This window comes from Lacticaseibacillus sp. YLM2-1, from assembly GCF_056583465.1.
Map to the genome: position 1 here is coordinate 2285464 of NZ_CM152617.1, position 17161 is coordinate 2302624.

The window sequence follows — 17161 nt, forward strand, 5'->3', positions numbered from 1 at the left end:
AAATTAGCTTTTAGCGTTATTATTTAGCCGTTTACAGACTATAGATGTTTTGAAATTTTTAGTATTATTAGAAAATGAGTATTTGCATTGAAATTCTCAATTGCCAACGCTAGAATAAATACACAACGTTTACTGTAAGCATTTCAGAGGAGACCGAGTCGATGAAGAAAAAAATGCGCCTTAAAGTATTATTGGCAAGTACCGCAACTGCTTTTCTGCTGCTAAGCGGTTGTCAGTCAAATCAGGCCGACCAAACAGTTGCGACCTATTCAGGTGGCAAGGTGACTGAAAGTAGCTTTTACAAGGAACTCAAACAGTCACCAACGACAAAGACCATGCTTGCTAACATGCTCATTTATCGTGCATTGAATCGTGCCTATGGAAAATCGGTTAGCACTAAAACAGTTAATGACGCCTATGATAGCTACAAACAACAATACGGCGAAAATTTCGATGCTTTCTTAAGTCAAAACGGTTTCAGTCGCAGTAGCTTCAAGGAAAGCCTACGAACCAACTTTTTAAGTGAAGTTGCACTGAAAAAGTTAAAAAAGGTTTCTGAAAGCCAGCTCAAGGCCGCTTGGAAGACCTATCAGCCCAAAGTGACTGTCCAACATATTCTAACTAGCGACGAGGACACTGCTAAGCAAGTTATCAGTGATTTAGCAGCTGGCAAGGATTTTGCCACGCTTGCGAAAACTGATTCCATTGATACTGCGACTAAAGATAACGGCGGGAAGATTAGTTTTGAATCAAACAATAAAACGCTCGATGCCACATTTAAGGATGCTGCCTACAAATTAAAAAATGGTGACTACACGCAGACCCCAGTCAAAGTGACAGACGGGTATGAAGTTATTAAAATGATTAACCATCCCGCCAAAGGCACCTTTACTAGCAGTAAAAAGGCGCTAACTGCCAGCGTTTACGCTAAATGGTCTCGCGATTCAAGCATCATGCAACGCGTTATCAGTCAGGTATTGAAGAACCAGCATGTGACGATTAAAGACAAGGATCTTGCGGATGCGCTAGATAATTATAAGAAGCTTGCGACAACGAATTAAGGCTTAACCGAGTAAGATGAAATAACAGCCAGTTCTTTTAGAAATTGGATATCAACGCCCCGAAAGTCATAGCAACATGACTTTCGGGCGTTTTATGTATAAAAAAAGCATCTCGCCTTTCGCGGTATCACCACGATTGAGCGAGATGCTTTTATTTGAAGATGGGGCTAGGTTATTTGAGGGTAACCGTTGCGCCAACGCCTTCAAGTTGTTCCTTAAGCTTGTTAGCGTCGTCTTCGGAAAGGCCTTCCTTGATAACCTTAGGTGCGGCGTCAACCATACCCTTAGCATCCTTCAAGCCAAGACCAGTGATTTCACGAACAGCCTTGATAACCTTAACTTTTTCTTGGCCAGCTTCGGTCAATTCAACGTCGTAGGTATCCTTAGCAGCTGCAGCGTCTGCACCAGCAGCGGCGCCAGCAGCAACAGGGGCAGCTGCCTTAACACCGAATTCATCTTCGATCGACTTAACTAAGTCGTTCAGTTCCAAAATGGAAGCATCTTTAAGTTGTGCAATGATGCCATCTACATCTAAAGCCATGTTTGTTTCCTCCGTTTATTAGGTAGTTTGTAACGTATCATTATGCAGCAGGTTCTTCGTCTTTGGCTTCTGCAACGGCCTTGACAACCAATGCAAAATCGCGGACAGGTGCCTGCAGAACAGAAGCAAGTTGCGACAACAGACCTTCGCGATCTGGCATTTTGGACATTTCCATAATGGTATCCAAAGAAGCAACCTTGTTTTCGATGATGCCGCCCTTAATCTTCAAAGCATCAAATTGGTCAGCATACTTGGCCATGATGCGAGCTGGGGCAACAGGATCGTCATTGGAGAAGGCAACGGCTGTAGGGCCCTTGAAAACATCGTCCAATGCTTCATAACCGTTAGCGTCAGCGGCACGACGCAGGTAAGTGTTCTTCAGGACTTCCATCTTAACACCGGCCTCACGCAATTCCTTACGCAGTGCGGTTACTTGTTCAACCGTTAAGCCCAGATAGTCGACAACGACAGCACTGGTAGCACTCTTGAATTGTTCAGAAATGCTTTTAACGATTTCAGCTTTTTTTGCGATAGCTTGTTCACTCATGTTTTTTTCACCTCCATTAGTTTGGTTGAAGTTTTTAAATATAAAAAAACTCCATGTCTACCAAGACATAGAGGTATCTAGTGTTTCCGATACCACCTCGGCAGGATAATTAAGGCTTACGCCCCCTGAGTCTTAGGCAGAGTGAATGATCACAAAGAGTAGAATACCATGGTCACCGACCTGTGTCAAAATGTTTTGAGAAAAAGAAACTTTGCAGGCCGGCCAATCCCATGCAAGGTCTTAAACGCTCGCAAAACAGGGCGTGGTTTTTTAGATAACAGACGCCATTGTAGATTGCACTTTGTTATTCGTCCAAATTTGTTATCCATTTCTGACTAATAGGCTCCTTGCTATCGAATTGTAAGCCCCCTCTGATTGAGGTATATTAATTAGGTAACTATTTTCTGAAAGGAAGTTGGCGCTCTTGCCAAGTAAACTTAAAAGCCTCGAGCCATGGCAGCAAAATCTGGCTGTGTTATGGCTCGGAACCTTCATTGCCGGCATGGGCTTCAGTGAAGTTTCGCCATTTATTTCATTATATGTTGATCAACTTGGCGATTTTACCAAGGGGCAACTGAGTATTTACTCAGGGATCACGTTTGGGGTCACCTTCATGGTCGTTGCGATCGTGAGTCCGCTCTGGGGCCGACTCGCTGATCGCCGCGGTCGAAAATTGATGTTGCTGCGTTCCAGTTTCGGAATGGCCATCATCATCGGAGCGTGTGGCTTTGTCCACAATGTCTACGCCTTAATTGTCTTACGTTTTCTGCAAGGGCTGGCAGCAGGTTACATTCCAAACGCCAGTGCCTTGATTGCAACCGAAACACCAAAGGCAAAAAGCGGCACTGCGATTGGGATTCTCACAACCGGCTACGTTTCCGGTAACTTGATCGGTCCAATTCTCGGCGGCTTTCTTGCCCAGACCTTTTCAATCCGGCTGACTTTCATCATCACCGGCGTTTTGCTGCTGATTGTGTTTGTCTTGAGCCTAACGATGGTCCATGAGCATTACACACCGGATCCACGCTTGCTCAACAAGGAAAAACGCCCGAGTTTATTGTCTCAAGTCAATAATCCAAAAGCTATCATGGTGCTATTAGTCTCCACCGCGGTGATTCAGCTAGGTAATATGTCCATTTATCCAATTATCAGCCTTTATGTCAAAGAGTTGATGCACAATGTTGGTCCAATTACCGTTGTTGCAGGCGTCATTGCAGCTTTGCCAGGGATTTCCAACCTCATCGCGGCACCGCGCCTAGGTCAGCTTGGAGATCGCATCGGCTCAGGCAAGATTCTGGTCAGTGGCTTGATTTTCGCGGTCATTATGTACATTCCTCAAGGCATTGTCGGCAGCATTTGGGCGCTCGGTTTCTTGCGTCTCATGATCGGCGTTTCGGATGGCGCGCTGTTTCCAACAATTCAAACGCTTCTGTCTAAGTTGACACCGGTGAGCTATACCGGCACCGTCTTCAGTTGGAATCAAAGTGCCCAAGCCTTTGGTTCCATGGCAGGCTCGCTAGCTGGCGGCTTCATCTCAAATATTTTTAATTATAATGGTGTTTTTATTTTCACAGCCCTCTGTTTAGCGCTTAACCTAGTGATGGTGCTCGTCTTTATTCCACACATCTGGTCGAGCCGACCAAAACAACAAGCATAACGCATCAAAAAAACCGACCTGCGTGGGCAGATCGGTTTTTTTATTGTCTAAATTAAATCACTGCATCCGCGTGGCATCAAGCAATAGCTGCCAACTGATCAATGGTTTTGGGTCTGGGAGAGCTAACTGTTGATACACAGTCCACGCATGAATATCTGTATCATCAAATTCACCATTCACCACTGAATAGCGCGCCTGAACTTGAAACAATGCCGTTTGCAATAAGCGACGAATGTCAGCAAACTGTTGGCCGCCTAACCATGCACTGGTTAATGCTCCCGGTTCATCTTCAAACCAAAAGACATATGCCTGCACTTGCTGGTTTTCGACTAAGAAACTTGGTTGAGTGTCCTCAGCTTCAGCCAATTGTTGTTCAAAGGTTGCATGGTTAAAGGTCACCGGATTATCTGCATGAGCAGCAACATAGTTTGCAAAACTCATTTGCACTACGTCATGCCACTGTGCCGACGTCAACTGGGACCGTGACCGAACATCGGCCTCTGGGGTAGCGACAACTTTCCGATAGTCACTCATTGCCGTACGACGAAAGACCCTGAAATGCTTCGCCTGCAGTTGCGTGATAACTGCTGATTGGGCAGCATAACTGCTGTACTGCAGCCGATCATGATGATCGGCCAATTGCCGCAAATCTTCAAGCAATTGCGGCAACCACGCAACATCACCCACCACATCAAAATACAGCGCATTGGCATGAAATGAATTCTCCCATACTGCTGCAGCAAACGTCACAGCACTGCTTTGCGGATATTTTAGTAAAATCGCATGACGATTAGCAAAATGTTGCTGTGTGAACGTATCAGCTGATGCCAAGAAAGGTTGAAGCATCGTCAGTGTCACCTTGCGACCAGTAAGCGTCCTGTCCTCACGCATCCTTCTTGCCTTGCCATGTGCCATGCAGTCGGGTTAACGAATAAGCATAACGACTGGCACCGTAGACGATTGGGAAAATGAATCCGATCCACAAATGATTGGCAAAATAATATTGCGGTAATGGATTCATATCCATGGCCGCTTCGTAAGCCATCTCAAAAGCAAAAATAAACACGCCCATTAACACCGCTGAGAGCACACCACGCACCACCGCCAGCCATTCATACCGGCGATATTCCTCCGGCGTATCTGCTTCAATCACATGCAGTCGATAATGCCGCAGCGTGATTTCATTCATCAGGTTAATCACGATCGTCACAATTAACAAAATCCATGTCCCGGCACTAATCATTTTCAGACTATTAGCGTCAATAAAAATAGCGATTATCGTTGCAATCAGCAACATCAATTCAGCGGTCAGCATATTGCGCCCCATGATAGCGTCATAGGTGCGTTGTTTAAATCGATCTTTGAGTGAAATGCCATAATACCATTCTGTGATTTTCTTCATAGGAACCCTCTTCTATTTATTAATTAAACAATGTTCCAATCTTAACACGGATCGCCAATGCCTTTTTCATGAATCACGCGCCTTTAAAAAATTTTTCCGTGACAATAAACTACGATTCATCAAGGAAAAATCTCTGTGTCTGTTCCAGTTGTCAAAATATTGAAATTTTCATTGACATCACGGTTTGTTTTTGGTGAAATAGTAAACAAGCCTAGGGTGTCAAGACACCCCAGGCTCCATTAAAGGAGGCGCGAAAATGTCAAAAAAACCGTCCGGCCATACGCGGCTGATAATTGGCATCGGCGTTGCATGGCTGTTTGATGCCATGGATGTTGGCATGTTAAGTTTCGTCATTGCAGCCTTACATAGCGAATGGCAATTAAGTACGGTGCAAATGGGCTGGATTGGTAGTGTCAGTTCAATCGGGATGGCCGTTGGTGCCATTTTGTTCGGGATGATGGCCGACCGTTTTGGCCGTAAAGCGATCTTGATTCTTACTTTGCTAGTTTTTTCAATTGGCAGCGGCATTTCTGCCTTCGCCACAAGTTACGGCATTTTTCTTGGTTTGCGATTCATCATCGGCGCAGGCCTCGGTGGCGAGCTGCCAGTGGCATCAACCTTGGTTTCAGAAAGTGTGCCAGTTGAAAAACGTGGTCGTAGTGTTGTCCTGTTGGAAAGTTTCTGGGCTGCTGGTTGGCTGTTAGCAGCCATTATTTCTTACTTCATTATGCCAATCTGGGGCTGGCGCGTGGCCGTCTTTGCCACTGGTTTAGCCGGACTCTATGCGTTTTATTTTCGTGAAGGCATCAACGAATCGCATGTCTTTAAAAAAGTGGCGCGGCCCGGCTTGCTCAAAACCCTCAGAACCCTTTGGCGCCCGCCTTATGTTCGCGCAACCTTGATGCTGTGGATCGTCTGGTTCATGGTAGTCTTCTCTTACTATGGCATGTTTCTTTGGCTGCCAAGTGTCATGGTACTCAAAGGATTTAGTCTGATTAATAGTTTTGGTTACGTCTTAATCATGACGCTTGCGCAGTTGCCTGGCTATTTCGTCGCTGCTTGGTTAATTGAAAAATGGGGACGGAAAATGGTGCTGAGTCTGTTTCTGCTAGGCACAGCCGCCAGCGCATTAGGCTTTGGCCTAGCCACCGGTTTGCCAATGCTACTGACTGCCGGCATGCTGCTCTCCTTCTTCAATCTCGGAGCTTGGGGCGCGTTATACGCGTATTCTCCTGAACAATACCCAACTGTTGTCCGCAGCAGTGGTTCCGGTATGGCCGCCGGTATCGGCCGCATCGGTGGTGTGGTTGGACCGTTGTTGGTCGGTCATCTTTTGGGATCACACTGGTCAGTTGGCGGCATCTTTAGCATTTTCACCGCCGCCATCCTCATAGCAGTCCTAGCAATTGTCTTCCTCGGCCAAGAAACCATGGGCGTGAAACTTGCCGACACGCTTGAATAGTCTCAACAGACAACAAAAAAGCCTTGTAATTTGCGAGAATTCCCGCAGACTGCAAGGCTTTTTTACTGAAGTTAACGCCGTAATGCGCGCGTAACCGTTTGTTCATTAACAAACGTGAATAACCCGAGATCGCCAAGTTCACGTCCATAGCCGGAGTTCTTCACACCGCCGAATGGCAATTCAGCATTATAGTTTTGGCTTTGATTGGCACCAACCATGCCGGTTTCAATCCGCGCTGCGACTTCTGCTGCGTGATTAGTGTCACCCGCAAAGACTGCGCCACCCAAGCCATAAGGCACATCATTGGCCAGTTCAACCGCTTCATCTTCACTGTGAACCTTGTAAACGCAGGCAACTGGTCCAAACAACTCGGTACGATAAGCCGGATTGTCCTGATCAATGTCAGTCAAAATAGTTGGCTGGAAGAAAGCGCCTGGCAAATCAACCGGGGTATTGCCATAAACCACTTTAGCACCGTGAGCAATAGCTTCGTCAACTTGCTTCTGCAACTTGTCCTTCGCCTTTTGGCTGGTCATCGGGCCAACATTAACTGTGGGATCACTCGGATCGCCAATTTTAAGATTCTCAAAGCCTTTCTTCAAACCGGCCACAAAATCATCGTAATATTTATCTAAAACAATGAACCGTTTCGAACTGGTGCAGACTTGGCCGCAATTCATTAACCGCGTCTTGATAGCTTCAGGAATCACAGTATCAAGATCGGCCCCGTCAAGTACCAAGAAGGCATCCATTCCGCCAAGTTCCAGCAACGACTTCTTCAGATATTTGCCAGCAAGTGCTGCCACTTGCGAACCTGCTCGCTCTGAACCAGTCAGGCAGACCCCAGCAACCCGCGGATCTTTAATGAATGTTTCACTATCCGCATGGCCAATCAAGGCAATTTGGAAGGCGCCCTTATCAGCACCGCCACCCAGTACAGCCTTTTCAAATTCAAGCCCACTAGCTGGCACATTGCTCGATGGTTTGATGATGACTGCATTACCAACCATAAAGTTCGGTGCAAACACGCGCATCAATTGATAATAAGGGAAATTCCATGGTTCAACCCCAAAAACAATCCCGCTTGCAAGATGGTTAATCACAACAGCACCAGCAGTACTGTTGATCGGTTGCGGCTGCAACAAAGCCGGCGCCCGATCAGCATACATGTCCGCAATCTCAGCACAGAGTTCCACTTCAAAAAGTGCTTCTTCCGTGCGCTTACCCATTTCTCGCGTAATAATCGCTGCCATTTCGTCAGCGTTATTGCGGAAATAGGCAGCAACTGCATGTAATGTTGCTGCACGCGTTGCTGGATTGACGTTCCGCTCCTGCTTGTAAAAAGCGTGCCCAGTTGCCAACATCTCGCTAATTTGCGTCGGTGTGGTATTTGAGTATGTTTTTTCTAAGGTATTCGTGTTCGGATCAATGGTCTGATAAGCCATAATTGAAAACGCTCCCTTCATATACTTACTTAATCATAGCTTATTCACGCCTCATATGCCAACTTTAGCAAATTAATTTACTGGCTTTTAATAACGTCCACACAGCAATTGGTCTATATCTTTTGATACATCGGATCAAAAAAAGACCCGCAGTGAGTGCGGATCTTCATGTCGTGCTAGATTCAGATTAGAAGTCTGAAGGGTTAACCTTGATGCCGGGTGCCATGGTAGCAGTCAGCGCCAAGCTCTTGATGTAAATCCCCTTCGTGCTTGCTGGACGAGCTTTCAAGACAATATCATTCATTGCTTTGAAGTTCTCAAGCAGCTTGTCAGCATCGAAGCTCTTCTTACCGATTGGGGCATGGATGATACCAGCCTTGTCAACACGGTAAGCAACCTGCCCAGCCTTGATGTCCTTAACTGCTTTAGCAGTGTCCATCGTAACTGTGCCAGTCTTAGGGTTTGGCATTAAGCCTTTTGGCCCAAGGACACGGCCTAAACGACCAACTTGAGCCATCATTGGCGGTGTTGCAACGGCAACGTCAAAGTCCAACCAGCCGTCTTGGATCTTCTGAACTAAGTCTTCAGCACCAACGATGTCAGCGCCTGCGTCTTCAGCAGCCTTGGCTTGGTCGCCTTGTGCAAAAACGATCACCTTAGCAGTTTTACCAGTTCCGTTTGGCAGCACAACGGCGCCACGAATCTGCTGATCAGCCTGCTTTGGATCAACGTTCAAGCGATAAGCAACTTCAACGGTTTCATCGAACTTAGCAAAGTCGATTTTCTTAAGCAAGTCCACCGCTTCTTCAGGGGTGTACTGCTTGGTCGGGTCAACGGCCTTAGCAGCCTCTAAATACTTTTTACCTTTTTTAGCCATTCTGGGTTTTCCTCCTTGCAAATGTGGTCACTGGGAGATAAGTTTTTCTCCCTTCCACCTGATTCGCTCAGCTTTCACTGAGAATCCGAACAGTGCGTCTTAGCCTTCGACTTCGAAGCCCATGGAACGAGCTGTTCCTTCAACCATGCGCATAGCCGCTTCAACATCGGCAGCGTTAAGGTCTTGCATCTTTGTTTCGGCGATTTCCTTGACCTGATCCTTGGTTACCTTAGCAACCTTTTTGGTGTTTGGTTCGCCGGAACCGTGTTCAACACCAGCAGCCTTCTTCAAAAGAACAGCAGCCGGTGGGGTCTTGGTGACGAAATCGAATGAACGATCTTCGTACACAGTGATCACAACTGGGATAATCATGCCGGCCTGATCAGCCGTACGTGCATTGAAATCCTTAGTGAACCCCATAATATTGATACCGGCTTGCCCAAGAGCAGGGCCAACCGGAGGAGCTGGGGTTGCTTTCCCAGCAGGAATTTGGAGTTTGACAATGTTTGCTACTTTTTTAGCCACGAGACATACCTCCTTAAGTCCGTGATGTGGTTATGATGGCCAGAAGTTTTGGCCTCCCACGCGTATGCTGAAAACATACTTGAATAGATTATCATTTTACGGGGTAAAACACAAGTTAAACTCGTAAAAGCACGTGAACCAGTAGGACTCACATTCCAACGATAACAAACACATTCTTGTTAATAATTCTATTTTGTGCGGTTTGTTTCTGACATTCCGAGCGGCCACATAGCGGCGAGGACTGGCGACCGCGAAGCTAGAGCTGTAGGCACAGTTTTGAACTCGCGCACGTTCACAGCCATGGCCGTCCACGTTTGAGGTAACCCGCTTTTGTCCATTCGACCATCCCCAGATAGACTAAGACAATGATGACGGCGCCTGGCCAGTAAGCTGCTGGGAGGATGCTGAAGTCGAAGGCTTTGTGGAGCGGGGATAGGATCAGGAAGAGGCCGACTAATAGCGCCATCATAGTGGAGAGAATCACGATAGCTGAGGCTGGGGCGCGCCAGAATGGTACTTTACGGGTACGCAGGACATGAATGACCAATGATTGTGTGCAGAGTCCAACCACAAACCAACCTGCCTGAAACATGTGTTCTGCAGGTAAACTCGCGGCATGTGCGCCAACGCCCAGTCCGAACCATAAGAACAGGAAGGTGGTAATATCGAAAATCGAGCTTAGTGGTCCAAACGTCAGGGCATAGCGCAGTAGACCATCGGCCCGCCATGGTGTCGGCTTCGCGAGCGTGTCATCATCGACATTGTCCCAAGGAATGGTCATTTGCGAGGTGTCATAAATCAGGTTTTGAAGCAACAGTTGGATGGACAGCATAGGTAAAAATGGCAAGAAAATGCTGGCAATAAGTACGGAAAACGCGTTCCCAAAGTTAGAGGCGATCGTCATTTTAATGTACTTCATGGCATTAGCATAAACGCGACGACCCTCAACAATACCGTCTTCCAACACCAGCAGACTCTTTTCAAGCAAAATAATGCCACTGACATCCTTGGTAATATCCGCCGCGGTATCGACGCTGATACCGACATCGGCTTCACGCAAAGCGGCGGTGTCATTGATGCCGTCACCCATATACCCTACCGTATGCCCAGCCCCTTGAGTTGTTTTGATGATGCGGGCTTTCTGCATCGGACTCAGTTTCACGAAAAGATCAGTGGTTTCAACAGCTTCGAGCAAATCATTATCGGTCATGGCATCCACTTCATTGCCGCTGATCACTGCTTGCTCAGGAATCCCGACTTCTTCGGCTACGTGTTGCGTGATGATCGCATTGTCACCTGTCAGCACTTTCACCCGAACACCATGGGCATGCAGCAAGCTGACCGCTTCTTTGGCGTCTGGCTTGGCGGGATCGAGAAAGCCTAAAAAGCCTGCCATGACCATATGTTGCTCATCATCAGTCGTGTAAATGCGTTGTTCATGGACATCCGTACGATAGGCAACCACAATCATGCGCATGCCTTGCCCACTCATCATGGCATTGGTTTGCTCAAGCTGACGTTTGCGTTCGTCAGTTAACGGTAGGATCTCACCATGAAGCTGAACCTGATCACAGACCGCCAACATTTCTTCAAAGGCACCTTTTGTGATCATCCATTGGTGGTCGTGATTGGCTACCACCACTGTCAGTCGCCGGCGTTCAAAATCAAACGGAATTTCATCAATTTTTTCTAATCCCGCTGGCAAGTCCACAATTTCGTCGTGATGTTCTTTCACATAATCAACCACGGCTGTATCCATGAGATTGTGCCAACCGGTTTGATAATTAGCATTCATATAAGCCAACCGCAGCACTGCTGGATCGGTTTTGCCGGTGGCATCCACATACCGCATCACCACAACCCGGTCCTCAGTGATCGTGCCAGTTTTATCGGTAAAAAGCGTATCAATGGCGCCCAAATTTTGAATGGCATGTAGTCTTTTAACGATTACTTTCCGCTTCGACATCGCCAAGGCGCCTTTTGCTAAGTTGCTGTTGACAATCATTGGCAACATTTCCGGCGTGAGTCCAACGGCCACTGCTATTGCGAAGTAGAAAGCTTGTGACCAATCCTGCTTCGTCACGCCATTGATGACAAATACGACTGGTACGAGCACGAGCATCATCCCGATCAACAACCGACTGATGGCTCGCATACCGCGCTCAAAACTGGTCGGATCCGTTTTGCCGCTAATCTGACTGGCCATATCACCAAAGTACGTCGCATCCCCAGTCTTCAAAATAACCGCAGTCCCAGAACCGGAAATAACGTCTGTGCCCATAAAAACTAAATTAGGATAGTCAAAGACACTAATATCAGCATCCTGTTCGTAGACTTCAGCGCGCTTTTCCACTGGCATCGCTTCGCCGGTGAACGAAGACTGGTTAATAAATAGATCGTGGGTGGCCACTAAATAGGCATCGGCCGGGATCATATCCCCAGTGGCAAGCTGAACGACATCCCCTGGCACGACGTCATCCATCGGCCGTTCCTGCGTCTGACCATCACGCGTCACCGCTGTTGTGTTCGCAATCAAGGCAGCCAAGGCATGGCTAGCTTTTTGAGAGCGGTATTCTTGCCAAAAATGAATCGTCACCGACAGCACAATCATCAGACTCATCATCATCGCGCCATCATAGTCAGCTGTCGCAGTCGATACTGCCACCAAAAAGACCAACACCCAGACAAAAGGTTCATTAAAAGCCGAAAGTAAAATCAAATACCATGGGCGCGGATGTTGGGTCACAACAGTATTCGCGCCGACTGCTTCTAAGCGATCCGCAGCTTCGGTACTGCTCAAACCATCTGGATTGGTTTTCAATGCTTGGTAGACTGCTTGATCGCTCATTTGACTGTAGCGCGTCAATGCTGCCGTTTTTTCTTGGGTCGAGGCGCCATGCCCCGACATCGTCTTCTTTAGCATGCTTATTCTCCTATAAGATACGCTGGCAGGCCAAGAAACCGCCACCATGAGGACAATAGAAAAATGAGCTTGATACACCCATTCTTTCCGTGATCATGTATGATGAGGTTGTTGAACGTGCTAGCATATGCGCTTAAGTATCCCCCAAACGTGTAAGCGTGCGGGCAATTAACTTTAACAAAAGGTTACCGTGAATGTAAGATAGTTGTCAAAGATAACCATAGTAAGGAAAGCCTAAAAATTTTTAAAGGGGAGGTTCACGATGCAAAAATCTGCACTTGATCAAGCCGCTGCTATTCGCGCCGGGGTGCTGTCTCCAGAAGAATTGATTGATAGTACTCGTGAGAAAATGACGGCATTAAACCCAGCGCTCAATGCCATTACCTGGACCCGTTTTGAAGCAGCCAAGCAGGACGCCAATCAACTGGAAGATCACGGTCAACCGTTTTTCGGCGTGCCGTTGATCCTGAAAGGCTTGGGTCAAGACTTTGCTGGCGCTCCAGCAACTTTTGGCAGTCGCTTCTTCGCCAAAGCCAAGTCCGAACACACCAATAACTTTGTTAAGGCCTTGCAACGGCTAGGCTTCATCATCGTTGGTCAAAGTAATGTACCGGAATTTGGTTTTAAAAACATCACAGACGCAGAACTTTATGGCCCCGCCCGTAATCCGTGGAACCGCGACTATTCGCCAGGTGGCTCTTCCGGTGGCGCAGCAGCAGTTGTGGCTTCAGGTATTAGTCCGCTGGCAACCGGTTCTGATGGTGGCGGTTCGATCCGCATTCCCGCTTCTTTTTCCGGCTTGATCGGTTTGAAGCCAACCCGTGGCCGCGTGCCAACCGGACCTGGTGAGTGGCGTGGCTGGCAAGGAGCATCCATCAACTTCGCCTTGACGAAAACCATGGCCGATACAGCAGCGCTACTTCGTGGGCTTGCCACAACCCAGCTAGCTGCTCCTTTCATCGCGCCCCCATTACGCTTAGATCTCGTTGGCGATACACGACCACTGAAGATTGCTTACACCACAACATCGCCTGTTGGCACCCCTGTCAGTGACACCGCTGTTAAAGCCGTCGAAACCGCGGCGGATGCGTTGCGAGCAGCAGGACACCAAGTCGTTGCGGCTGCCCCTGATGTTGACGGTACTGCTTTAATGAAGGCGTACTACATGATGAACGGCGGCGAAACTGCGGCCATGTTTCAGGCATTTGCCGCCCAAACTGGCAAGCAGGCCACCGCTGCCGACATGGAGTTGATAACTTGGGTGATCTATCAGGCCGGCTTGCACACCTCTGCAGCAGACTACAGTCTCTCACTTGGTGCGTGGGATCGCGCCGCAGAAGCATACAACCATTTTCATGAGAGCTACGACTTGCTGCTGAGTCCAACAACAGCCAAAACAGCGCCCCGCATCGATGCCGTTTTACAATCGCCGGCCATCGTTGCTAAAATGCAACACGCCGCTGAGCTGGCACCGCAGGAACAACAAGCGCTGATTTGGGATCTTTTTGAACCCAGTCTTGAATATTCGCCATTCACGCAGCAAGCCAATCTAACCGGTGCGCCCGCAATCAGCTTGCCGACCGCCATCTCACCTGAAGGCTTACCACTGGGCATCCAATTCACCGCCGCCAAAGGCCGTGAAGATCAGCTCCTGCGCATCGGCTACTGGTTTGAACAACAAGGCTTGTTGAAATTGTTACCTGCATCGCTAAAGGAGAAGATCTAATGGGCTCACTTGCTGAATGGTACCAACGCATCCCCACGCCTGATGATTTAACCCGAGTCGAATCACTTTTTGCTAACATTCAGGCACAATTCCCGCAACTCAAGCTCGAATTCAAGTGGAATCAGCCCATGTTCACTGACCATGGTACGTTTATTATGGGCTTTAATCCGTCCAAAAAGCACCTTGCTGTGGCCATCGAACCACAAACCATGACGCGTTTCATCCCGCAAATCGACAAAGCCGGTTACGACCATAGCCAAATCATTCGCTTTCCATGGCACAAACCACTAGACGACCAGTTGATCCGCGACCTCATCGCCTACACGATTGACCAAAAGAAAGATGCGACTACTTTTTGGCAGCGATAGGCGTGACATTTTTCGGAAAACAAAAAGCCTTGAATCCGATAGTATCTAACGTTTGCTATCCTCGAATCAAGGCTTTTTATTTTGCACCTCACTTGCTTTTTACCTCATCCACTCCGGCTCTATAGTTCACGTACCGCGCCAGTGCGAACAGATAGTCGGACAAGCGATTGCTGTATTGTAAGATCACGGAATCAAGCGGTTGACTCTCAGCATCCAGCTGATCCAATGATCGCTCGGCGCGGCGGGCTACTGCTCGACCATATTGTAAGGCTGCCGCCAGCGGATGGCCGCCAGGTAGTACAAATGCTGTGATCTTCGGAACCACTGCCATCATTTTATCAATCGCGGCTTCCAATCCCTGTACGTGATCAGCGGTAATCGTTTGGTGTCGGGGCACCGCAACATCGGCCAATAGCTCGTACAACTCGCGCTGCCGAGCTTCGAGATCTTCGGCCAACCAGTCAAAACCAGGCGTGGCTTTGGCCTGCGAGGCAACATAGCCCAGCCATGAATCAAGCTCGTCTAAATCACCCCTAGATTGCATAATTAAAGTTACCACCCAGAAAATGTGAAAAAAGACCTGTCCGTTCTTGCTAAAATGGTGTTTGCATAACATACCATCTAGAGAGAAGGACAGGTCCCATGGCCATTATAACCTTAATTGAACGATCTCAGATAGAACTGATGCAACACCACACGATTCAATACATCGCCGCGACCTTAGGCCGCTCTCGTATTTCTATTAGGCATGAGCTTCACCGTTGCCCTGAAGGTGATTACTGCGCCATTATAGCTCAGGATCATGCCGATACTTGTCGGCATCGTTGTGGTCGGCACTCGATTTTAACGCCTAAGTTGAAGCGGATGGTAACTGAGAAGCTAAACCTAGGTTGGTCCCCTGAAATGGTCGGTTATGCCGTTCACTGTGCGCCACACACGATTTACCACTGGATTTATCAAAGACAAGTCGATTTTCAGCCAAGCCAACTCTTTGATCACGGTAAACGTCATAAAAGAAGACAAGACCTTCGGTCGCGCTATAACCAAGCAGTAGGCACCTCAATTGAGATTCGCAGTGAGTCAGCTAATCGGCGAACCGAAAAAGGACATTTAGAGATGGATACAGTTCGCGGTGGTCGCGGGTCAAAGGCTGCTGTTTTGACCATTGTCGATCGGGTGACACGTTTAATGGCGACAACTAAGCTTGAAAACTTATCACAAAATGCTGTTCTCAAGGGATTTGCAAGACTGATGGTGGACTTTCCGGGTCCGGTTCGATCAGTGACGGTTGATCACGGTAAAGAGTTTTCCTGCGATCAGGCGCTTACAAAGCGCTATCGGATACCGGTTTACTTTTGCCACGCCTATCACCCGAATGAACGGGGCACAAATGAACGGTTCAATCGAGAACTTCGCTACTATTTCCCGAAGGGAACACAGTTTGATCAGGTTTCAGAGACCGATATTCAACAAGCCACAGCGCTTATCAATAACAAACCTAGAAAATGTCTCCGTTGGCAAACCCCAGTTCAAGCAGTGAGCAAGCCTCTTTCTAGGTGGTAACTTTATTATTGCAATCTAGGCACCTAATGCAACAATCTGCGGAGAAAACTTCGGTACCTTTTTCCCGTTAATCTGTTTAGTGGCACCATGGTCACCGACTTTTGTGTAAAGTTTCAAAATGTGCGCCTCCTCGATCAAAACGTTGCAAGCCCTGCCGTAAAATGGCGAGTACGATCGGGTAAAAAACTAGATTACCGATGGCATGATACGTGTCAAACGGTAACCCACTCACATAGTACGCCCAAAAGCCGAGACCATTCAAACTGCCAATCACCGCCATGCCTAAACTGACAATGAAGCCGTATAGATACCCTAGCAAGCCGGCAAGACCGATTTGCAGCCAAATTCGGCGACGAATAACTGGCAAAATAGTTACCATAACAATCACAATTACCATGCAGCACGCATAAGCGACAATCTGCGGCAGTGTCCAGAGTCCAAAGCCAAGAAATAAATTGGACACGATCAAGGTGCTCATGGTCAAACTGAAGCCCCAGCGAAAGCCGAGCAACAGCGTAACAATCATTAAAATATCAGTGACAGGCTGCACATTCGGAATAGGGACTTTAACAATCCGCAAAACCGTACATAAAGCGGTCAATAGACCAAGCAAAGCCACCGCCCGAACAGGCGATGGCTTTGTTACTGATGGCTGCGGCTTCATTTGGTGACACTCAGGTCAAACACCACTTTATCGTGATTCTTGACCGGTTGTTCTGTCGCTCCTTTTTGGGGCATCTTGCCATTAATCGTGTAGAGCCAGTAAGTCTTTTTGGCAACATTTTGCTTTTTGCCAGCAATTTCGGTAATAAAACCTTTAGAAGCCTTCACTGTCCAGCCTTTTTTCAAGCCAGTCATGACAACCGACTTTTTAGGCTGCTCAATCGTTTTCTTGGCAAAAGCCTTGCCATTTTGTTTCAACTGATAAGTCACTACAATCTGGTTAGACTTGCTGCTGCTTTTGGCCGCATTTCCAGAACTGCTGCACCCTGCCAGCACAAACATTGCAACGAAAAAGACCACTAATGAACGTAAAACTTTTTTCAAAATAAACTCCTCCACAC

The 17161-nt window shown here is 47.7% G+C and carries 16 protein-coding genes, 2 pseudogenes and 1 other annotated feature; of the genes and pseudogenes, 6 read left to right on the plus strand and 12 right to left on the minus strand.

Translation table 11 applies throughout. The features are described 5' to 3' along the window. Positions 1-161 precede the first annotated feature (161 nt). Positions 162-1061: a peptidylprolyl isomerase PrsA gene (locus tag AC07KQ_RS10985; protein ID WP_274991021.1), complete on the plus strand. Its 900-nt coding sequence runs from the start codon at positions 162-164 to the stop codon at positions 1059-1061. Between the two features lie 172 nt (positions 1062-1233). Here the strand turns inward: AC07KQ_RS10985 and rplL are convergent, their stop codons facing one another. After that, positions 1234-1602: a 50S ribosomal protein L7/L12 gene (gene rplL / locus AC07KQ_RS10990; protein ID WP_003567138.1), complete on the minus strand. Its 369-nt coding sequence runs from the start codon at positions 1600-1602 to the stop codon at positions 1234-1236. 40 nt (positions 1603-1642) lie between these two features. Continuing rightward, positions 1643-2149, minus strand: a complete 507-nt coding sequence (gene rplJ / locus AC07KQ_RS10995) for a 50S ribosomal protein L10 (protein WP_003567140.1) — start codon at positions 2147-2149, stop codon at positions 1643-1645. Between the two features lie 34 nt (positions 2150-2183). Beyond that, positions 2184-2304, minus strand: a sequence feature (ribosomal protein L10 leader region). 269 nt (positions 2305-2573) lie between these two features. On the opposite strand from rplJ, the gene AC07KQ_RS11000 reads away from it, so the two are divergent. Then, positions 2574-3806 (plus strand): MFS transporter, encoded by a 1233-nt coding sequence (locus tag AC07KQ_RS11000; RefSeq protein WP_274991022.1) that lies wholly within the window; start codon positions 2574-2576, stop codon positions 3804-3806. A 57-nt stretch (positions 3807-3863) separates the two neighbouring features. On the opposite strand, the gene AC07KQ_RS11005 is transcribed toward AC07KQ_RS11000, so the two are convergent. Beyond that, a complete protein-coding gene (locus AC07KQ_RS11005; protein ID WP_020967576.1) occupies positions 3864-4697 on the minus strand; it encodes a hypothetical protein in 834 nt (277 codons plus the stop codon). Further along, a complete protein-coding gene (locus AC07KQ_RS11010) occupies positions 4690-5208 on the minus strand; it encodes a DUF3278 domain-containing protein (RefSeq protein ID WP_003571326.1) in 519 nt (172 codons plus the stop codon). Before AC07KQ_RS11010 ends, AC07KQ_RS11005 begins: the two co-directional genes overlap by 8 nt. 256 nt (positions 5209-5464) lie before the next feature. On the opposite strand from AC07KQ_RS11010, the gene AC07KQ_RS11015 reads away from it, so the two are divergent. After that, positions 5465-6670: an MFS transporter gene (locus AC07KQ_RS11015; protein WP_003571329.1), complete on the plus strand. Its 1206-nt coding sequence runs from the start codon at positions 5465-5467 to the stop codon at positions 6668-6670. 71 nt (positions 6671-6741) lie between these two features. Here AC07KQ_RS11015 and AC07KQ_RS11020 read toward each other — a convergent pair whose 3' ends face one another. From AC07KQ_RS11020 to mgtA, 4 genes are all read right to left on the minus strand, one after another. Beyond that, on the minus strand, positions 6742-8115 hold the full coding sequence (locus tag AC07KQ_RS11020; RefSeq protein WP_003591597.1) for an NAD-dependent succinate-semialdehyde dehydrogenase: 1374 nt from the start codon (positions 8113-8115) through the stop codon (positions 6742-6744). A gap of 187 nt (positions 8116-8302) precedes the next feature. Continuing rightward, positions 8303-8992 (minus strand): 50S ribosomal protein L1, encoded by a 690-nt coding sequence (gene rplA, locus AC07KQ_RS11025; RefSeq protein ID WP_003567153.1) that lies wholly within the window; start codon positions 8990-8992, stop codon positions 8303-8305. 99 nt (positions 8993-9091) lie between these two features. Next, on the minus strand, positions 9092-9517 hold the full coding sequence (rplK, locus tag AC07KQ_RS11030; protein WP_003567155.1) for a 50S ribosomal protein L11: 426 nt from the start codon (positions 9515-9517) through the stop codon (positions 9092-9094). 292 nt (positions 9518-9809) lie between these two features. Then, positions 9810-12440: a magnesium-translocating P-type ATPase gene (gene mgtA, locus AC07KQ_RS11035; protein ID WP_274991023.1), complete on the minus strand. Its 2631-nt coding sequence runs from the start codon at positions 12438-12440 to the stop codon at positions 9810-9812. Positions 12441-12702: 262 nt separating this feature from the next. Here mgtA and AC07KQ_RS11040 point away from each other — a divergent pair, with 262 nt between their 5' ends. Both AC07KQ_RS11040 and AC07KQ_RS11045 read left to right on the plus strand, forming a co-directional pair. Beyond that, positions 12703-14166 (plus strand): amidase, encoded by a 1464-nt coding sequence (locus tag AC07KQ_RS11040; RefSeq protein ID WP_003571340.1) that lies wholly within the window; start codon positions 12703-12705, stop codon positions 14164-14166. Further along, on the plus strand, positions 14166-14534 hold the full coding sequence (locus AC07KQ_RS11045; RefSeq protein ID WP_274991024.1) for an iron chaperone: 369 nt from the start codon (positions 14166-14168) through the stop codon (positions 14532-14534). The genes AC07KQ_RS11040 and AC07KQ_RS11045 overlap by 1 nt, the downstream gene beginning before the upstream one ends. A gap of 88 nt (positions 14535-14622) precedes the next feature. Here the strand turns inward: AC07KQ_RS11045 and AC07KQ_RS11050 are convergent. Next, a pseudogene (locus tag AC07KQ_RS11050) lies at positions 14623-15066 on the minus strand (cob(I)yrinic acid a,c-diamide adenosyltransferase); the annotation flags it as partial. A 110-nt stretch (positions 15067-15176) separates the two neighbouring features. Between AC07KQ_RS11050 and AC07KQ_RS11055 the strand changes: the two are divergent. Beyond that, on the plus strand, positions 15177-16097 hold the full coding sequence (locus AC07KQ_RS11055; RefSeq protein WP_003574021.1) for an IS30 family transposase: 921 nt from the start codon (positions 15177-15179) through the stop codon (positions 16095-16097). 21 nt (positions 16098-16118) lie between these two features. Here AC07KQ_RS11055 and AC07KQ_RS11060 read toward each other — a convergent pair. The 3 genes and pseudogenes from AC07KQ_RS11060 to AC07KQ_RS11070 all read right to left on the minus strand — a co-directional run. Next, positions 16119-16214: pseudogene (locus tag AC07KQ_RS11060) on the minus strand (cob(I)yrinic acid a,c-diamide adenosyltransferase); the annotation flags it as partial. Further along, complete coding sequence (locus tag AC07KQ_RS11065; protein ID WP_003571346.1) at positions 16189-16761, minus strand: ECF transporter S component; 573 nt, start codon at positions 16759-16761, stop codon at positions 16189-16191. The pseudogene AC07KQ_RS11060 and the gene AC07KQ_RS11065, both read right to left, overlap by 26 nt. Then, positions 16758-17144, minus strand: coding sequence for a DUF4430 domain-containing protein (locus tag AC07KQ_RS11070; RefSeq protein ID WP_013245994.1), 387 nt, complete (start codon positions 17142-17144; stop codon positions 16758-16760). The genes AC07KQ_RS11065 and AC07KQ_RS11070 overlap by 4 nt, the downstream gene beginning before the upstream one ends. Positions 17145-17161 lie beyond the last annotated feature (17 nt).

What these genes read in the sequence shown, in the direction of transcription:
- AC07KQ_RS10985 (WP_274991021.1), top strand. Translation starts at nt 162, where the DNA reads ATGAAGAAAAAAATGCGCCTTAAAGTATTATTGGCAAGTACCGCAACT.
- rplL (WP_003567138.1), bottom strand. Translation starts at nt 1,602, where the DNA reads ATGGCTTTAGATGTAGATGGCATCATTGCACAACTTAAAGATGCTTCC.
- rplJ (WP_003567140.1), bottom strand. Translation starts at nt 2,149, where the DNA reads ATGAGTGAACAAGCTATCGCAAAAAAAGCTGAAATCGTTAAAAGCATT.
- AC07KQ_RS11005 (WP_020967576.1), bottom strand. Translation starts at nt 4,697, where the DNA reads ATGCGTGAGGACAGGACGCTTACTGGTCGCAAGGTGACACTGACGATG.
- AC07KQ_RS11010 (WP_003571326.1), bottom strand. Translation starts at nt 5,208, where the DNA reads ATGAAGAAAATCACAGAATGGTATTATGGCATTTCACTCAAAGATCGA.
- AC07KQ_RS11015 (WP_003571329.1), top strand. Translation starts at nt 5,465, where the DNA reads ATGTCAAAAAAACCGTCCGGCCATACGCGGCTGATAATTGGCATCGGC.
- AC07KQ_RS11020 (WP_003591597.1), bottom strand. Translation starts at nt 8,115, where the DNA reads ATGGCTTATCAGACCATTGATCCGAACACGAATACCTTAGAAAAAACA.
- rplA (WP_003567153.1), bottom strand. Translation starts at nt 8,992, where the DNA reads ATGGCTAAAAAAGGTAAAAAGTATTTAGAGGCTGCTAAGGCCGTTGAC.
- mgtA (WP_274991023.1), bottom strand. Translation starts at nt 12,440, where the DNA reads ATGCTAAAGAAGACGATGTCGGGGCATGGCGCCTCGACCCAAGAAAAA.
- AC07KQ_RS11040 (WP_003571340.1), top strand. Translation starts at nt 12,703, where the DNA reads ATGCAAAAATCTGCACTTGATCAAGCCGCTGCTATTCGCGCCGGGGTG.
- AC07KQ_RS11045 (WP_274991024.1), top strand. Translation starts at nt 14,166, where the DNA reads ATGGGCTCACTTGCTGAATGGTACCAACGCATCCCCACGCCTGATGAT.
- AC07KQ_RS11055 (WP_003574021.1), top strand. Translation starts at nt 15,177, where the DNA reads ATGGCCATTATAACCTTAATTGAACGATCTCAGATAGAACTGATGCAA.
- AC07KQ_RS11065 (WP_003571346.1), bottom strand. Translation starts at nt 16,761, where the DNA reads ATGAAGCCGCAGCCATCAGTAACAAAGCCATCGCCTGTTCGGGCGGTG.